Raw genomic sequence first — 13,242 nt, forward strand, 5'->3', positions numbered from 1 at the left:
TCCGGAAGAGGTCGTGCGGGCAGGGGCGGCGAGAGGCCTTCCCGGTCATCGGTGGTGGGGAGGGCAGCGGGTGATCAAGGTTCTGCTGGCGGATGACCAGGCGTTGGTGCGGGCCGGGTTTCGGGCGTTGCTCGACGCGCAGGCCGACATCGAGGTGGTCGGGGAGGCCGCGGACGGGGCCGAGGCGGTGCGGCTCGCGGTGCAGACGCGGCCTGACGTGGCGTTGATGGACATCAGGATGCCGGTGCTCGACGGGCTCGAGGCGACGCGGCAGATCGTGGCCGATGCGCGGCTGGCGCAGGTGCGGATCGTGATTTTGACGACGTTCGACCTGGATGAGTACGTGTTCGAGTCGCTGCGGGTCGGGGCGAGCGGCTTTCTCGTCAAGGACACCGAGCCGGTCGACCTGCTGCGGGGGGTGCGGGCCGTCGCGGGCGGGGACGCGTTGCTGTCGCCGGGGGTGACGCGGCGGTTGATCGAGGAGTTCGCGAGCAGGTCGCGGGCGCCGCTGGCGCCGATGTCGCTGACGGTGCTGACGGATCGGGAGCGGGAGGTGATGGCGCTCGTCGGGGCGGGGCTGTCCAATGAGGACATCGCGACGAGGTTGTTCGTCAGCCCGGCCACGGCGAAGACCCATGTCAGCCGGGCGATGATCAAGCTGGGGGCGCGGGACAGGGCGCAGCTTGTGGTGTTCGCGTACGAGGCGGGTCTCGTCAAACCGGGCTGGCTCGGCTGAGGCGAACCAGCAGCCGTCAGGCCCGGATCAGGTCAGGCCCGAGCCGGAGGTTGAGCCCGGACCAGGTCAGGCTCGAGCTGGAAGCAGAGCCCCAGCTGGAAGCAGAGCCCCAGCTGGAGGTGGAGCCCGGGCCTGAGGTCAGATGCCGTTGCGGGCGATGACCTGCTGGTACCAGTCGGCGCTGGCCTTGCGGTGGCGTTGCTGGGTGGAGTAGTCGACGTGGATGATGCCCCAGCGTTGCGTGTAGCCCTCGGCCCACTCGAAGTTGTCCAGCAGGGACCACAGGTGGTAGCTCTCGAGCCGCACGCCCTCGCGGATGGCCTGGTGGGCGGCGGTCAGGTGGTCGCGCAGGAACGTGATGCGGTCCTGGTCGTCGGTGGGGTGGACGGAGGGCATGCCGTTCTCGGTGATGGTGAGCGGGATGTCGCCGTAGTCGCGCCGGATGCGGGTGAGCAGGTCGTAGAGGCCGTGCGGGTACACCTCCTGCCAGGTTGCCTGGGTCTTGGGGTGCTTCTGGACGCGGGCGCCCGTCGCCGTGACGTAGGCGGGGTTGTAGTACTGGACGCCGAGGATGTCGCTCTTCGCGCCGATGACGGCAAGGTCGCCGTCGCGGATGGCGGCGCGGACGGGGGCGTCGGCGGGCTGGGTGGCGAGCCAGTCGGCGGGGTAGCGGCCGAGCAGGACAGGGTCGAGCCAGCGCCGGTTCTCCTCCGCGTCGCCGATGACCGCCTGGGCGCGGGCGCCGTCGGAGTCGTCGGCCGGGTACACGGGGGAGAGGTTGAGCGCGGCGCCGATGCGGCCCTTGCGGCAGGTGGCGCGGAACGCCTGCACCGCCAGGCCGTGGCCGAGCAGGAGGTGGTGGGCGGCGACGTTGGCGAGGCGGCGGTCACGGATGCCAGGGGCGTGGACGCCGGCCGTGTACCCGACCTCGGTGACGGTCTTCGGCTCGTTGAGGGTCAGCCAGGTCTGCACCTTGTCGCCGAGGGAGTAGCAGACCGTGGAGGCGTAGTCGGCGAACCACGACGCGCAGTCGCGCTGGGCCCAGCCGCCGGCCTCCTGCAGCGCCTGCGGGGTGTCCCAGTGGAAGAGGGTGACGACCGGCGTGATCCCGCGCGCGAGGAGGCCGTCGACGAGTCGGTGGTAGAAGTCGAGGCCCCTGGCGTTGACGGTGCCGCGGCCGGTGGGCAGGACCCGGGGCCACGAGATCGAGAAGCGGTAACTCTTCAGGCCCAGGCCGCGCATGAGGTCGAGGTCCTCGTAGCTGCGGTGGTAGTGGTCGGCGGCGACGTCGCCGGTGCCGCCGTCCTTGGTCCGGCCGGCCTCGTGGCTGAACACGTCCCAGACCGACGGGCCGCGGCCGTCCGCCGTCGCGCCGCCTTCCACCTGGTACGCGGAGGTCGACGCGCCCCACGCGAACCCCTTCGGGAAGGTCAGGCCGACCGGGGCGACGGACGCCGCGGTGGAGGAGGAGGCGGCGGCGGGCGTCGAGCGCCGGCGGGGGGAGCAGCCGGCGGCCGCGGCACCGGCGGCGGCCAGGGTGAACACGTGACGCCGTCGCATGCCGCAAACGTATCTCGCCCGCGCACGCCGCACTCCGGCACGAGCGACGTCGCGGACCCGGCTGGAGGTCGCGAACCGGTGTGGGAAACCAGCAGAACGCTTCCCAGCCGGCTCGCTTGCCACACCGGCCGTGTCACGGCGATGATCGGTTGATGACCAGCCAATGGGGGCTGACGGTGCCGCTGACCGGTGTGCCGTTGCCCGAGCACGCAGGTTTGCTGCAGGCGTTGCCGGATCTGGGGTTCACCGATGTCTGGACGAGCGAGGTCTCCGGCACCGACGCGTTCACGCCCCTGGCGCTGGCGTCGGTGTGGTCGCCGCGGCTGCGGCTGGGCACCGCGATCGTCCCCGTCTTCACGCGCGGGCCCGCGCTGATCGCCATGCAGGCCGCGGCCCTGGCCGAGGCGGCGCCGGGGCGGGTCGCGCTCGGCATCGGCGCGTCGTCGCCGGTCGTGGTCGGCGACTGGAACGCGGTGCCGTTCGAGCGGCCGTTCGAGCGCAGCCGGGACGTGCTGCGGTTCCTGCGCACGGCGCTCGCGGGCGAGATGGTCGACGGGGCGTTCGACACGTTCGAGGTCAGGCGCTTCCGCCTCGAACGGCCGCCGGCCCAGCCGCCGAAGCTCCTCCTCGCCGCCCTGCGGGCCAAGATGCTGCGGCTGGCGGCGGCCGAGGCCGACGGCGTGGTGCTCAACTGGCTGTCGGTGGAGGACGTCGCGACCGTCCGCGCCGAGCTGGAGAGCGAGAACAGCGAGAACAGCGAGAAGGAGATCGCGGCCCGCATCTTCGTCTGCCCCACGGAGGACGAGCAGGTGGCGCGGGAGACCGCCCGCAGGCTGATCGCCGCGTACCTGACCGTGCCCGCGTACGCCGCGTTCCACCGCTGGCTCGGCCGTGGCGAGGCGCTCAAGGCGATGTGGGACGCGTGGGCCGCCAAGGACCGCAAGGCGGCCCTGCGGGCGATCCCCGACGAGGTCGTCGACGCGCTGATCGTGCACGGCAGCCCGCGGCGGTGCCGGGAGCACGTCCAGCGGTACGCCGACGCCGGCGTCACCACCCCGGTCATGGCGCTCCTGCCGACGCCGGAGCTGACGGCCGGCGGCCCGGAGGTCCTGCTGGACACGCTGCGCGAGCTGGGGGACCGGTAGTGGACCTCAAGGACAAGGTCGTGGTCATCACCGGCGCGGCCGGCGGCATCGGCGCCGCCCTGGCCCACCGGTTCGCCACGGAGGGCGCCGCCGCCCTGATCCTCGCCGACCTGGACGGCGACGCGGCCGAAGCGCTGGCCGGGGAGGTCGGCACGGAAGCGAGAGCGGTCGCCGTCGACGTCACGGACGAGAACCAGGTCGCCGAGCTGGCCGCCGAGACCGAGGAGCGCTTCGGCCGCATCGACCTGTTCTGCGCCAACGCCGGCATCCTCACCGGCCAGGGCCTGGAGGCGTCCGCGGAGACGTGGGCGCGGACCTGGGCGGTCAACGTCCAGTCGCACGTCTACTCCGCGCGCGCCGTGCTGCCCGGCATGCTGGAGCGCGGCGACGGGTACCTGCTGCACACCTGCTCCGCGGCGGGCCTGCTGACCGCGGTCGGCGACGCGCCCTACGCGGTCACCAAGCACGCGGCCGTGTCGTTCGCGGAGTGGCTGTCCATCACGTACGGCGCGCAGGGCATCAAGGTCAGCGCGCTGTGCCCGCAGGGCGTCGACACGCCGATGCTGCAGGACGGGCTCGCCGCCGGCCACATCGGCGCGAAGGTCACCGCCGCCGGGGGAGCGGTCCTGCCGGCGGAGGAGGTCGCCGCGTCCGTGGTGGAGGGGCTCGCCGCGGAGCGGTTCCTGATCCTGCCGCACCCGGAGGTCCAGAAGTACTACCTGCACCGGGCGAGCGACACGGACCGCTGGCTGACCGGCATGCGGGGACTCGCCGCGAGCCTGCAGGCAAACGCGGAAGCATGAGAAGACCCGACGTCCTCAGCGAGGCCCTGGAGGTCATCAAGCCGTTCGTGCGCCAGCAGGAGGGGCGCACGATCATCGGCATCTGCGGGCCGCCGGCGGCCGGTAAGTCGACGCTGTCCACGGCCCTCGCCGCCGCCCTCGACAGCAGCGTGGCCGTGCCGATGGACGGGTTCCACCTGTCCAACGTGGAGCTCGACCGGCTCGGCCTCGCCGACCGCAAGGGCGCCCCGGAGACGTTCGACGCGGCCGGGTTCGTCCACCTGCTGCGGCGCCTGCGAGCCGGCGAGGATCTCGTGTACGCCCCGAGCTACAGCCGCACGCTGCACGAGTCGATCGGCGGCGTGATCCCGGTGCCCGCCACCACCCGGGTCATCGTCGTGGAGGGCAACTACCTGCTGCTCGACGACGGACCCTGGGCGGCCGTGCGGGACCTGCTGGACCTGGCGCTGTACCTGGACGCACCCGACGACCTGCGGCAGGACTCGCTGGTGCGCCGGCAGCTGGCGAAGGGGCTCGACCTGCACGACGCCCACGACTGGGTGGAGCGCAGCGACGAGCGCAACGCGGCCGTCATCGCCGGCACCCGCGACCGCGCGGACCTCATCCTGACCCGAAGCGCGGCCTGAATCCTCCTAGTCCCAGAAGAGCGGGCGGGGGTCGAGGCTCCAGAGCAACCGGCGCCAGAACCCTCGCCTGGCTCGCAGCTCGTCCGTGTACGCGACGGCCTGCGCGACGGCCCGGGCGGCGTGCTCCTCCGAGACACCGCCCCCGTGAGCGAACGCCACGGTGTTCACCAGCCCGGCGAGGTCGTCGACGGGCGGCGTGGCGGAGCGGATCGTGGTCACCGCGCGGGGCTTCGAGTGGGCGCGCCCGGTGGCGACGGTCGCCGCGTAGCGGGCCACCTCCGCGGCGGCCAGGTGCGGCGGCGCGGGGCGGCCCGCCAGGCGCAGGCCGGTCAGCACCTCCGCCCAGGCCGCCTCGATCCGTGCCTCCGGCGTCCCCCTGCCGAGACGGCGACGGCGGCGCGCCCGGCGGGCCACCGGTACCGACGCCGCGAACGCCAACAGGAGCAGCAGCAGCGATCCGCCGGTGACGGCCACGGCCACCGCCGGCGAGTCCCGCTCGGCCGCCCCGGCGGTGGGCGCCACGCTGGGCTTCGGGGACTGCGGGACGGCCGAGTCCGACGGCGCCGGCACCGTCTCCGGCGGCGGCTGCGACGCGGGCGGCTTCGGCCGGAAGTCGTCCTCGGTCGGGCGCTGGACCGTGTCGGCCTTCGGCATCGGGTCGAACGGCTCCCACACGCCGTTGAACAGCACCTCCGGCCACGCGACCGCGTCACCGCCACGGACCTCGTTGCGGCCCGCCTCGACGCGGAACCCGACGGCGAGCCGCGTCGGCAGGCCCATCAGCCGGGCGAGGACCGCGAACGCGGCCGCGAACTGCTCCGACGTGCCCTTCTGCCCGCCGGCCTGTTTGGGGCCGAACAGGAAGTACTCGACGTTGGGGTAGGCGTGGCCGCTGGGTGCGTCGCCGACGACCTTGTAGTGCTCCGACAGCCAGCCGACGATCGCGAACGCCTTCTGGTACGGCGACGACACGCCCTCCCCGAGGTGCCGGGCGAGCTGCGCGATCGAGTCGGGGACCTTGCCGGGCAGCGCCAGGTGGCGGGCGACGGCGTCGGTGTTGGGCACGTCGGCGACCTGCATCGCGTTCTCGTCGGGGCGGTGCACGCGGGACACGACGCTGTACTCGAGGCCGGGGCGCAGCCCGTCGGACAGGATCATCGTGCCGTCGCTGGTGTCGACCGCGACCCGGACCCCGTCGACCTCCTCCGGGGTGGCGATCCCAGGCAGCAGCCGCCCGTCGAGGTCGGCGATGCGGAACGCCTGCCTGACCTGCGGGTCGGTGAGGACGGGCTTCGCGGCGACGACCCGGCCCGCGTTGCGGTACGTGGCGCCGACCCGCCAGGTGACGCCGTCGTAGTCGTTGAGGACGGCGAGGCGGATCGGCGGCGGCGCGTCGGTGCCGGTGACCTCCACGTCGAACAGGTGCTGGTCGTGGTTGAGCGCCCAGCCCGACAGCCGGACCAGGGGGCTCTCGTCGAGCGAGTCGAGCTGCGGCGGGGTCACCATGTTGCGCGGCTCGACGGGGCTGGTGCCGACCCTCGCCGCGACGCTCGGCCCGAGCAGCTGCGACAGCGCGACGATCGCGGCCAGGCCCGCGACTGCCCCGGCGCCCACCCGGAGCCTGAGCGTGCGCAGCTGATCCGCGTTGATCCGTCGGTCCTCCGGCGGCGGCCGGTTCGACACGATCAGGCCCAGCACGGCGAACCCGGAGTAGGCGAGGGGCACCCAGCCCGCGGCGGACCCGTTCGGGCCGACGAGGTACAGCGCACCGCCGAACAGCACCATCGGCGGCGCATAGGACAGCAGGACCCGGTGGTAGCGGATCCCGAGCTCGCCGGCGGCGAGCCCGGCGAGCCAGGTCAGGATCACCGGCAGCAGCACCGTGTCGGGCTGCGGCTCGATCGGGATCAGGGCCAGCAGCAGCCGGGGGATGCTGTTGCGCAGCGCCTCCCGCAGGGCGGGGACGCTGCCGTCGACGCCGGCGGCCGCGGCGGAGACCCGCATGGCGATCAGGACGGCGCCGGTCAGGCCGAGGACGCTCAGCGGCGCCGCGCTCCAGGCCGGCAGGCGCCGGGCGGCGAGGCTGATGCCGACGGAGCCGCCGGCGGCGGCCGCCATCAGCTGCAGCAGCAGCGGCCCGTGGTAGATCGGCGCCAGGGCGAACGCGGACATGACCAGCATGCCGAGCAGCGCCACGGCGACCAGCAGCCGCCTCACCACGCGCCGACCCCGTCCCACGCGGCGGCGAAGTCGGCGCCGTCGGCCGGGGACAGCACCCGGAGGCCTTCGAGGGCGGTCGGTACCTCGCCGTCCGCGGTGCCGAACGCGCCGGCGACCAGCGACGGGTACGCGGCCCGCAGCGTCCCCACCCGGCCGAGGTCGGCGACGCCGCCCGGCCCGGTCAGGTAGACGAGCGTGTCGCCGGCGCGGCGGGTCCGCAGCTGCGCGACCGTCGCCGACAGCTCGTCGGTCCGCAGCAGGGTCGCCTCGGCGAGCAGGTCCAGGTAGCCGCGGGTGTCCTTGCCCGCCGCGAACCCGCCGCCGGCCAGGCGCAGCGCCACCGGCAGCTCCTCCCGGAACGCGGCCGTCACGATCGACGCCGCCGCCTCGCACGCCGACTCGAACAGCTCGCTGACCCCGGAGCGGTCCGCGTCGGGGTAGGCCGCCAGCCGGTCGTCGAGCAGCACCACGAGGCGCGGCAGGCTGGTGTCCAGGTGCTCGCGGACCATCAGCTCGCCGACCCGCGCGGTCGTGCGCCAGTGCACGTGCCGCAGCTCGTCGCCGACCACGTACTCGCGCAGGGTGTCGAACGTGATGCTGCCGTGCGGCACCTTGTCGACCCGCCCGTCCAGGGAACGCATGACACCGGTCGGCACCGCGGTCAGGTGGTGCACGGTCGGATACACCCACACCTTGCCGACGCCGCCGTAGCCGCGGGCCAGGGTGAGCAGCCCGAGCGGGTCGCGCCGCACCACCCGCAGCGGCCCGATCTCGACGACGCCGCGCCGGGCCGTCGGCACCGGGTAGGTGGCGGTGGTCGTGCCGCCCGCCTTGAGCCGCAGCAGCGGCACCGGCACGGTCGCCGGGCCGCACCGGTCGTGGGCGATGAGGGTCGCGCCGCGCAGGCGGCTGCTGTTGCCGACGGTGAGCGTCACCGTGCTCGACTCGCCGCGCATGACCCGGTCCGGGTCGACGGCGCGGGTCACGGTCAGCCGCGGCCGCCACCACACGTACGCGAAGCCGAACAGCACGGCGGCGAGGGCGGCGGTGCCGACGACGGTGAGCTGCGGGTACTGGAACACGAACCCCACGGCGAGCAGCACCGGCGCGGCCGCGGACAGGCCGATCCCGCGGGAGGTGAGGCGCATCGCTAAGCCGCGGCTGGCACCGGCACCGGCACCTGCTCGAGCACCTCACGGACGACGTCACCGGGCGCGACGCCGCGGACCTGCGCGTCCGGCGACAGCAGCAGCCGGTGCGCGAACACCGCCTCCGCCAGGGCCTTGAGGTCCTCCGGCACGACGAACCCGCGGCCGTCGATGAGTGCGTACGCCGACGCGGCCCGGGTCAGCGCGATGACACCGCGCGGGCTGACGCCGACCCGCACCCGCGGGTGGCCGCGGGTCGCGTTGCCCAGGCGCACGGCGTAGCCCAGCAGCGGATCCGCGATGTGGACCCGCCGGGCCAGCCGGACCAGCTGCGCCACCACCTGCGTGTCGGTGATGGCGTCCAGGGCCTCGGGCGAGCGGGCCACGGCGCCGCGCAGCACCTCGATCTCGACCGCCTCGCTCGGATAGCCGACCGCGAGCTTCATCAGGAACCGGTCGAGCTGCGCCTCGGGCAGCCGGTAGGTGCCGTCCATCTCGATCGGGTTCTGTGTGGCGACGACGAGGAACGGCCTCGGCACCGCGTGCCGGACACCGTCGACGGTGACGTACCGCTCCTCCATGACCTCCAGGAGCGCCGACTGCGTCTTCGGCGAGGCGCGGTTGATCTCGTCGGCGATGACGATGTTGGCGAACACCGGCCCGGGGTGGAACTCGAAGCCGCGGGTCGCCTGGTTGAAGATCGTGACGCCGGTGACGTCGGACGGCAGCAGGTCGGGCGTGAACTGGATGCGCCGCCACTGCCCCTGCACGCTCGCCGCGACCGCCCGGGCGAGGGTGGTCTTGCCGACGCCGGGCACGTCCTCCAGCAGGACGTGCCCCTCGGCGAGCAGCGCCGTCATCGTCAGCCGGATCACCTGCTGCTTGCCGAGCACGATCGACTCGACGTTGCGGGCGAGCCGGCCGACGAGGTCGGCCGCCGCGGCGACCTCCTCGGGGCTGGGAGGGCCGGACTCTGCTTCGGATGTGCTCACTGTGCTCCTGCGCTCAACACTGCTTCAGCGGTCCGGTGCCGTTCGGCAGGTCGAACCACGCGTACGGGATGTAGTTCTCGCCCTTGAAGCTGATCTTGATCCAGACGGCGCTCTGCTTGCCGCCATACGGTTTCGCATTGACGCTCGACCCGGTGGTCTGGCAGATCGCGGTGTAGCTGTCGGGAGCGTAGACGTCGCCGACCGCATTGCCACTCTGCTGGGCCGGGGTGCGGTACACCCAGATGCCGCCGTTGGACGCGCCGTGACCGCAGTAGCTGGTGTCGCCGCAGACCACGGTGCCGCGGTAGGCCGGGGTGGAGAGCGAGCCGGTCGCGTTGGCGGTCATGTTCGCCGCGTTGGTGACCGTGACCGTGTAGTTGTAGGCCGTGTTCGGCCACAGGCCACCCATGGTCAGCGAGCCGGCGCACGCGTTCTCCACCGCGCCGACGCCCGCGACGTCGAGCCGGCACTTCGCGGGCGCGCCGCCGCCGTCGGTCGCGGTGAACGCCACCGTGATCGACTGCAGCGCGGCCCGGCTGTTGGCGGTGTCCACCCGCATCGTGGGCGCGGCGAGGGTGCTGGCCGCGCCGTTCGCGGCGGCGCTCTCGCCGGCCTTGTTGACCGCCTTGATCTGCAGCGTCACCCGCTCGTTGTCGCCGAAGCCGCCGAACTCCTTCGACAGGCCGGTGCCCAGGTCCTGCGTCACGCCGTTGACGGTGGCCCGGTAGCCGGTGATCGACGCGCCGTTGTCCTCGGCGGCGCGCCACGCGGCGACGATCGTGCCGCGCTTCGTGGTGACGGCGCGGACCGTCAGCCCGCCCGGCGCGCCGGGCTTGGTGAACGGCACCACCGACGGGCTCAGCGGCGACTGGCCGGAGCTCGCGCCGATGTCGTTGATCGCGGCGACGCGGAACGCGACCTGCGTGCCGTAGGGCAGCTCACCGGCCGGCACCTTGAACGTCGGCTGCGCCGACTCGAACGTCTTGGACTCGTCGCCGGACACGGTCGTGACCGTGTACTTGACGATCTTGTGCCCCTGCCCGTTGGCGGCCGGCCACGTGACGGTGACGGTGCCGTCGGGGTTGGCGGTCGCGGCGACGCTCACCGGCGCGTCGGGCACCTGCGACGTCGGCGTGACCGGGTTGGCCGCCTTCTTCGGCCCGTTGCCCTTCGCGTTGACCGCGTAGACGGTGAACTTGTAGGACTGCCCGTTGGTCAGGCCGGTCAGGTCCAGCGCCCGCTGGCTGGCGCCGACCTCGTGCTGCTTGCCGTCGCCCTCGACCACGTACTTGGTGACCGCGCTGCCGTTGGCGGGCGCGGCGGTCCACGTGACCCGCGCCGATGCGTTGCCGGGCGTCGCCGTCACCCGCGCGGGCGCGCCGGGCGGGCCGACCGGCGGCTTCGCCGGCGGCGGCGGGGGCGGCACCGGCGGGGCGTCGCCGCCGACCACGTCGTTGTTGTACTTGTCGACGACCTGCACGTGGTGCTTGGAGTCCACGACCCGCGCGGTCGACCCGCCGGGCGCGTTGATGAACATGCGGTCCTCGCGGACCTCGATCTCCAGCGCCTTGCCGCCGGCCTTGATCTGGATCGCGTCGAGCGGCTTGCCGGCCGCGTCCAGCACGTAGACGGTGCCGGTCGCGTCGTCGGCGCAGTAGAAGCGCCCCGACCAGGCCACGCACGGCTGCAGCTTCGGGCTCTCGCCGGGCACGGTGAAGTCGCTGACCGCGTCGCCGTTGACGACGTAGACGTGCCGGTCGTCGACGACGGTCACGGGCACGTCGCCGCCGACGGTGCGCTGCGGCATCGCGCCGTTGCCGGCGAGGCGCAGCGGCACCTTCTTCAGGGCGTCGCCGCGCAGCGTCGTCAGCGTCGTGGCGGTCTTGTCGAGCACGGCGACGCCGGTGTCCAGGATCGACAGCGCCAGGTCGTGGTTGGGCTCGGCGACGCTGACCGTCTTGACCTTGGTCGGGTCGGCGGGCAGCCCGCCACCCTGGCCGCCGCTCGGCTTCTTCGCCGGGGCGGGCTTGACCGCGACGACGGTGCCCTCGGACGGCACCAGCAGCCACAGCCGCCCGGTGTCGTCGAACGTGCCGCCGGAGATCCCGGGCGGGAACGTCACCGTCTCGCCGACGGGCAGCAGCGTCGCCGGGTCGAGCTGGCGCACCTGCCCCTGCACGGTGTCGACGATGAACGCGACGTCGTCGTGCACGGCGACCGTGACGCCGAGGCCCGGGGTGGCCTGGGTCGTCGCGCCGAGGGTCAGGCTGGTCAGGTCCAGCACGCTGATCTTGCCGGTGTTGAGGTCCCGCAGGATCACGAACCGGTCGCTCTGGCTGACCTGCATCGTGTGGCCCTGCGCATCGGTGATCTTCGTCCGGGTGTCGACCTTGCCGGTGACGCCGTTGACCCGGGCGACCTCGCCCTTGTCGTTGCTCCACAGCCATGAGCTGACGTCGTAGCTGGCCACGGCGTTGTTGGCGGCGCCGGTGCCGAAGAGCGTCAGTCCGAGGACCGTGATCAGGCCGACGACGGTGCCGAGCGTGACCAGTCCGCCGCCCTTGCGCGAACGAATGCTCACCATGCGGCCCCCTCCCCGAAACCGGCGCCCATCATATTCCTGTCGATGTGCGATGCACACCCGGCGTGTCTAGATCGGTTCGCTTCGTTATTTTCGCTGCGTGCAGGCCAGATCCGACAGCGCGACGCTGTCCGTCCCATAGACGGCGGCGACCGTGAAGCAGTAGTCGAGCTTCGGGTTGAGGCCGTTGAGCGTGTACGTGGTGGCGCCCGCGGCGAGCACCTGCAGCTGCCGCAGCGCGCCCTGCTGCCCGCCGGCGACGATGAACGGCGCCGATCCCTGCGACGGATCGGTCCAGGTCAGTGTGATGGACGTCTTGTCGTCGCGCAGCTTCAGCGAGCCCGGCGCTTTGGCGCTATCTGTACTGGCCTCGCCGGTGGCGCTGGGGGGTGCGCTCGCCGGGGCGGCCGCGCCCGTCTGCCGGTCGGAGCGGGCGGCGACGAACGAGACGACGGCCGCGCCGACCCCGCCGAGCACCGCCACGACCAGGATCACCAGCAGCGCGATCAGGGGCGACCGGCGGCGGGCCGGCTCCGGCTCGGGCACCCACGGGTCGCGGTGCCGGTCCTCGGCCGGCGGCAGGGGCGGCGCGGCGGGGCGCTGCAGGACGCCCTGGCTCACCTCCTGCCAGCCGCGCTCCCTCGGCGGGGGAGGGGCGGGGTCGTCCCAGTCGCCGTCCTCGTCCGGTCCCCACAGCGGCGCGGGTACGGGCGCCGGCGGCCACACGTCACCCGATGGTGGCTCCGGATGGAAGATCGGCCGCTCGTCGACGTCCGGGCCGTCGGCGGCCGGCGTCACCGGCTCGGCCGGCTGCACCGGAGGGGGCGGCTGCACCGGAGGGGATGGGGCGGGGCGCCGGTCCACGGGCCAGACCGGCGGCGCGGGGGTCGGTGAGGTGGTCCCCGTCGGCGCGGACAGCGGCTCGAACGGCGCCGGCGCCGACGGGTGCGGCGCGTGGAACGGTCCCGCCGGCTCCGGCAGCCCCAGGTACCGCCGCGCCGCCCGGACGCTCGGGTGGTCCTCGCCGAGCGCCGCCGGTCCCAGCCTCGCCAGCTGGCCGTAGCGCCGCTTCGCCTCGTAGACGTTGCCGAGCTCGTCGGCGATGCGGGCCAGCTCGTAGGACAGGGCGAGCATCACCGCGTGCCCGTCGCCGAGCCGGTGGTAGCCGGCCGCGAGCCCCTCCTCCAGGACCCGCCTGGCGTCGCTGAGCTCGCCCAGGTCGGTGTGGAACTTCGCGAGCAGGCAGGTCGCGGCGAGCACGTCCGGGTCGTCGCCGCCGAGGCTGCCCGTCGCCACGTCGAGCGCCTGGTCGAGCAGGGAGAACGCGCCCCGCACGTCGCCCTGCGCCGCGACCGCGCGGGCACCCTGCACGGCGTTGGCAAGCTGGGCGGACGAGGACACGCCGATACTCTGCCCTGTTCCATGCCCCTC

General features: G+C 73.6%; 10 protein-coding genes. 4 read left to right on the top strand and 6 right to left on the bottom strand.

Annotated features, from left to right (window positions below; all coding sequences use genetic code 11):
• Positions 1-70 precede the first annotated feature (70 nt).
• Complete coding sequence (locus ACFY3L_RS37235; protein WP_389335477.1) at positions 71-736, top strand: response regulator; 666 nt, start codon at positions 71-73, stop codon at positions 734-736.
• 138 nt (positions 737-874) lie between these two features.
• On the opposite strand, the gene ACFY3L_RS37240 is transcribed toward ACFY3L_RS37235, so the two are convergent.
• Positions 875-2,296 carry a GH1 family beta-glucosidase gene (locus ACFY3L_RS37240; protein WP_389335287.1) on the bottom strand — a complete coding sequence of 474 codons (1,422 nt, stop codon included), beginning with the start codon at positions 2,294-2,296 and terminating at the stop codon, positions 875-877.
• Positions 2,297-2,466: 170 nt separating this feature from the next.
• Between ACFY3L_RS37240 and ACFY3L_RS37245 the strand changes: the two genes are divergently transcribed.
• Genes ACFY3L_RS37245 through ACFY3L_RS37255 form a run of 3 tightly spaced genes read left to right on the top strand, consistent with a single transcriptional unit; the run spans position 2,467 to position 4,870 of the window.
• Entirely contained in the window at positions 2,467-3,441 is a 975-nt protein-coding gene (locus ACFY3L_RS37245) for an LLM class F420-dependent oxidoreductase (protein ID WP_389335480.1), read from the top strand.
• Positions 3,441-4,244, top strand: coding sequence for an SDR family oxidoreductase (locus ACFY3L_RS37250; protein WP_389335290.1), 804 nt, complete (start codon positions 3,441-3,443; stop codon positions 4,242-4,244). Before ACFY3L_RS37245 ends, ACFY3L_RS37250 begins: the two co-directional genes overlap by 1 nt.
• Positions 4,241-4,870, top strand: coding sequence for a nucleoside/nucleotide kinase family protein (locus tag ACFY3L_RS37255; RefSeq protein ID WP_389335293.1), 630 nt, complete (start codon positions 4,241-4,243; stop codon positions 4,868-4,870). The genes ACFY3L_RS37250 and ACFY3L_RS37255 overlap by 4 nt, the downstream gene beginning before the upstream one ends.
• 6 nt (positions 4,871-4,876) lie before the next feature.
• Here the strand turns inward: ACFY3L_RS37255 and ACFY3L_RS37260 are convergent, their stop codons facing one another.
• The 5 genes from ACFY3L_RS37260 to ACFY3L_RS37280 all read right to left on the bottom strand — a co-directional run bounded on the left by ACFY3L_RS37260 (position 4,877) and on the right by ACFY3L_RS37280 (position 13,212).
• A complete protein-coding gene (locus tag ACFY3L_RS37260; protein ID WP_389335483.1) occupies positions 4,877-7,051 on the bottom strand; it encodes a DUF3488 and transglutaminase-like domain-containing protein in 2,175 nt (724 codons plus the stop codon).
• Positions 7,052-7,083: 32 nt separating this feature from the next.
• A complete protein-coding gene (locus ACFY3L_RS37265; RefSeq protein WP_389335296.1) occupies positions 7,084-8,238 on the bottom strand; it encodes a DUF58 domain-containing protein in 1,155 nt (384 codons plus the stop codon).
• 2 nt (positions 8,239-8,240) lie between these two features.
• On the bottom strand, positions 8,241-9,230 hold the full coding sequence (locus ACFY3L_RS37270; RefSeq protein WP_389335299.1) for an AAA family ATPase: 990 nt from the start codon (positions 9,228-9,230) through the stop codon (positions 8,241-8,243).
• A gap of 13 nt (positions 9,231-9,243) precedes the next feature.
• Positions 9,244-11,814 carry a fibronectin type III domain-containing protein gene (locus ACFY3L_RS37275; protein WP_389335302.1) on the bottom strand — a complete coding sequence of 857 codons (2,571 nt, stop codon included), beginning with the start codon at positions 11,812-11,814 and terminating at the stop codon, positions 9,244-9,246.
• 84 nt (positions 11,815-11,898) lie between these two features.
• Positions 11,899-13,212 carry a tetratricopeptide repeat protein gene (locus ACFY3L_RS37280; protein WP_389335305.1) on the bottom strand — a complete coding sequence of 438 codons (1,314 nt, stop codon included), beginning with the start codon at positions 13,210-13,212 and terminating at the stop codon, positions 11,899-11,901.
• Between the last annotated feature and the right edge of the window lie 30 nt (positions 13,213-13,242).

The sequence above is a fragment of the Dactylosporangium sp. NPDC000521 genome (genome assembly GCF_042898305.1).
Lineage (GTDB): Bacteria > Actinomycetota > Actinomycetes > Mycobacteriales > Micromonosporaceae > Dactylosporangium.

Bases quoted from the DNA above. Each gene is read 5' to 3' on its own strand.
- ACFY3L_RS37240 (WP_389335287.1), bottom strand. From the start codon at position 2,296: ATGCGACGGCGTCACGTGTTCACCCTGGCCGCCGCCGGTGCCGCGGCC.
- ACFY3L_RS37255 (WP_389335293.1), top strand. From the start codon at position 4,241: ATGAGAAGACCCGACGTCCTCAGCGAGGCCCTGGAGGTCATCAAGCCG.
- ACFY3L_RS37260 (WP_389335483.1), bottom strand. From the start codon at position 7,051: ATGCTGGTCATGTCCGCGTTCGCCCTGGCGCCGATCTACCACGGGCCG.
- ACFY3L_RS37265 (WP_389335296.1), bottom strand. From the start codon at position 8,238: ATGCGCCTCACCTCCCGCGGGATCGGCCTGTCCGCGGCCGCGCCGGTG.
- ACFY3L_RS37275 (WP_389335302.1), bottom strand. From the start codon at position 11,814: ATGGTGAGCATTCGTTCGCGCAAGGGCGGCGGACTGGTCACGCTCGGC.